The sequence below is a fragment of the Hyphomonas sp. genome (genome assembly GCF_037969335.1).
GTDB lineage: Bacteria > Pseudomonadota > Alphaproteobacteria > Caulobacterales > Hyphomonadaceae > Hyphomonas.
Genome location: NZ_JBBKXE010000209.1, coordinates 1 through 3,094, shown reverse-complemented (window position 1 = coordinate 3,094; position 3,094 = coordinate 1). Strand labels below are relative to the sequence as shown.

The following is a 3,094-nucleotide window of genomic DNA, read 5'->3' as shown; positions in this document are numbered from 1 at the left end:
ATCAGTCGCCGCGATGGCGGGAATGGCCTCGGCCGCGATCATTCCGGGCTTTCTGGTAGCCGCGGCGGCCTGCGGCGGGGATGCCTTCGATATTGACCACGTGGCCGCGCCGGATGGTGCAGGTTACGTCGCTTTCCCGCTCACGGCGGCGGCCTTCGAATTCGACATCGTCGAGGCGCACACGGAAGCCATGGGGGCCGATCTGGCGGACCCGGCGGTCATCGTCGAAATCCACGTCGCGATAGCCGATGCGGTAGGCCTGTTTCGCCACCGCCTGGCGGCAGGCCTGGAGCGCATCCAGGCGCAGGCCGCTGACCACGCGCCGGGACTGGCCCCATTGGTTGAGCTGGTAGCCTCGGCTGGCTCGCTGGCCATGGCTGTTCTGGCCAACCTGGAGGATCAGTGACGTGTTGGTGCCGTGCTTCTGCTCAAGTTGCATGATCGCCCCGCGAACCGGGTCTGCGGCAGCAGGGGCAGCGAAGAGTGCCGGTACAGCAAACGCTGCAGCAGCCACTCGGTAGGTCATGATGCGCTTTATCATGCATGCAGGAAAACATGGGGCACGGGAACCGGGGCTGAAGCGCTTGTTCATCCTGCGTTCGGCAGAGAGGACGCGCGGAACGGGCCGGATCAGGCGAGCGCGCGGAACCAGACGCCGAGGGCCTTGGCTTCGAGCCGCTTGGCTTCGGTGGCCGCCTTGGCTTCGGCGTCTTCGCCCCAATGCTCGGCCTGCCAGGCTTCGTCGATGCGGGAGACTTCATAGGCGTCTTCGGCGCTCATCGCCTCCTGCTCCACGGCCAGCGCGAGCAGGGCCGAACCATACAGGCCGGCGCCATAGACGAGGCCGGTGAGGCGGAAGGCGTCGAGGCCTAGCGCGTGGTCGCGGGCGGCATTCAGCGAGGCGTCAGGCTGAGGCGAGGCGACGATGCCGATGACGGGCACGAGGTTGACGCCGAGATTGTCGCCGGCCCAGTCGCGCACCGGCGCCCAGTGGGATTCCTCGCTCTCGGCGAGTTCGTCTGGCGTTTCGGCGATATGACAGATCAGGTCGGTCTCGCAATAGCGGGCGAGTTCGTCGGCCATGTCGTCGCGCGTCTCTTCGGTGCGGTCGATGGCGACATTGGCGAGGCGGGTGAGGTGCATGGCCAGGAGATCGATATGCTCTTCCTGGGCGTTCCACTCGGCGGCAACGGCCTTGGCGAGGCGTTCGCTGGGCAGAGTGAGCGCGGCGCGGCCCGGCGTCTTGATGGTGCGGCCATCGAGCGCCACGGTCCAGCCGCCTTCGATGGGCTCGATGGCGGCCTGCTTGTAGAAGCGTTTGGGTTGGTTGGAACTTGTCATGCCGCAGGCTTTAGGCCCGCTGGCGCCCTGTTCCAAGTGGCATTTCAGACTTTTGGCTGTGGCCGGCCATTCTGGGCAGACACAAAGTCGGGCGCGGTCAGGTCCAGCACGTCTTCGACCCGGCGCGACTCCGGTTCCAGCAGGACCAGTGTCTGGCCATAGCGCACCATGCGCAGGTGCTCATCCTTGAGGCTGGTGGCGACAATCACGCGAAATTCCGCGCCGAGCGCCGGAATATAGGCTGGCAGGATCTCGCCGCGCTGGATCTCTTTTTCCAGCGGCGACCTGCGCATGCAGATCTTGTAGGAGGCGAGCCCGACATCGCAGGTCTCGCTGCCGACCTTGAAGGCCCGGTCGAAGACGTCAAAGTCCGACTGGATAAAGTGACTGACCGGCTGGGGGCCTGGTGCGGCCTGGCGCAGCAGGACGACCGTCAGGAAGGTCGCCAGCGCGATCGCGCCAGCGGCGACGATCCCTGCTTCGAACTTCCATGACGTGTCTGAACTGTCTTTGTTGGGTTTGCGTTTTTCCATACCGGTTCAACGCGGCGGTCGGCTGTCAGTTCCCGGTATTCTGGCCGAACCGGGCCAGGCTTTCCTGCAAGGTCGCGTAGGTATGGTGAACCTCGTGGGCGCCGACCGCTTCGAGTTCGCCCGCCGTGCCGAAGCCCCAGCTGACGCCGAGAGTGCGCACACCGGCCGCGTTGCCCATATTGATGTCGTGAATGGCGTCGCCGATCATCAAGCTCTGATGCGGTTCTGCGCCCAGCGCGCCCATGGCCTGTTCGACCATGAACGGGTGAGGCTTGCCGGGGCCGTCATCGGCGCACCAGATCGTGTCGAAGAAGGGTTCCAGCGGGTGCATCTCGAAGATGGCGCGGATGCCGCGATGCGACTTGCCGGTGGCCATGGCGATCAGCCAGTTATCGTCGCGCAGCTGCTGCAGCGTTTCCATCGCGCCGTCGTAGAGCGGCTCAAGGAAGCCGGGCTCTGTCCGGCGCAGGATGAAGGCACCGCGATAGGCACCGACGAGATCGTCCAGCTTGGCATCGCTGATGTCGTCCGGCGCGAGGATGCGGCAGCCATCATGCAGGCTGAGGCCGACAATCTTGCGCGTCTCGTCATGCGCTGGCGGGGCGAGGTCGCACGTCTCGAAGGCGCGGGTCATCGCATTCAGGATGACGTCACGGCTGTCCACGATGGTGCCGTCCATGTCCCAGATCGCGAGTTTCAGCATCAGACGAAAGGCGCCAGCGGGTTCTTGCCCGCCTCCTGCTCGAGGAAGCCGAGGGTTTCGAACGTCTCTTTCATGTGCGGCGACAGCGGCGCGACGATGCTGAGCGGCTTGCCATGCTCGCGCGGGATGATCAGTGCGCGGGCGTGCAGGTGCATGCCATGGGCAAGGCCATTGGGCACTTCGCGGCGGCTCTTGTATTTGAAATCACCGAGGATCGACGTGTCCATTTCCAGCATGTGGAAGCGCAGCTGGTGCATGCGGCCTGTCAGCGGCTTGAGAGCGACCCAGGCGGCCTTCTGCCCGGCGGTCGAGATGACGGCATAATCGGTGATCGAGTGTTTGGCGCCTTCGATACCCTGGGAACTGCGGATCATCCGCTCACGGTCGGCGTCGCGGCGCTTGATGTTCGGGTTGACCGGGCGCCAGCCGCTTTCCTCGCGGTCGTCGGGCACGCCCTTGACCATCCAGCAGCGGATCTGGCCGAAAGGCGGGTTGGGCACGCCGACGGTGACGGCCC

5 protein-coding genes are annotated in these 3,094 nt (G+C 65.3%); all 5 read right to left on the bottom strand.

Annotation, left to right across the window (positions count from 1 at the left end; all coding sequences use genetic code 11):
* Position 1: 1 nt before the first annotated feature.
* Positions 2 to 526, bottom strand: a complete 525-nt coding sequence (locus tag AADA04_RS15430; protein WP_340694173.1) for a hypothetical protein — start codon at positions 524 to 526, stop codon at positions 2 to 4.
* Between the two features lie 104 nt (positions 527 to 630).
* Entirely contained in the window at positions 631 to 1,341 is a 711-nt protein-coding gene (locus tag AADA04_RS15425) for an ATP12 family protein (protein WP_340694172.1), read from the bottom strand.
* 44 nt (positions 1,342 to 1,385) lie between these two features.
* On the bottom strand, positions 1,386 to 1,874 hold the full coding sequence (locus AADA04_RS15420; RefSeq protein WP_340694171.1) for a hypothetical protein: 489 nt from the start codon (positions 1,872 to 1,874) through the stop codon (positions 1,386 to 1,388).
* Between the two features lie 25 nt (positions 1,875 to 1,899).
* The gene (locus AADA04_RS15415) at positions 1,900 to 2,577 is read right to left on the bottom strand and encodes an HAD-IA family hydrolase (protein ID WP_340694170.1); all 678 of its coding nucleotides are present in this window, start codon (positions 2,575 to 2,577) and stop codon (positions 1,900 to 1,902) included.
* A partial coding sequence (locus AADA04_RS15410) for a pseudouridine synthase (protein WP_340694169.1) occupies positions 2,577 to 3,094 on the bottom strand: 518 nt, incomplete at its 5' end. The genes AADA04_RS15410 and AADA04_RS15415, both read right to left, overlap by 1 nt.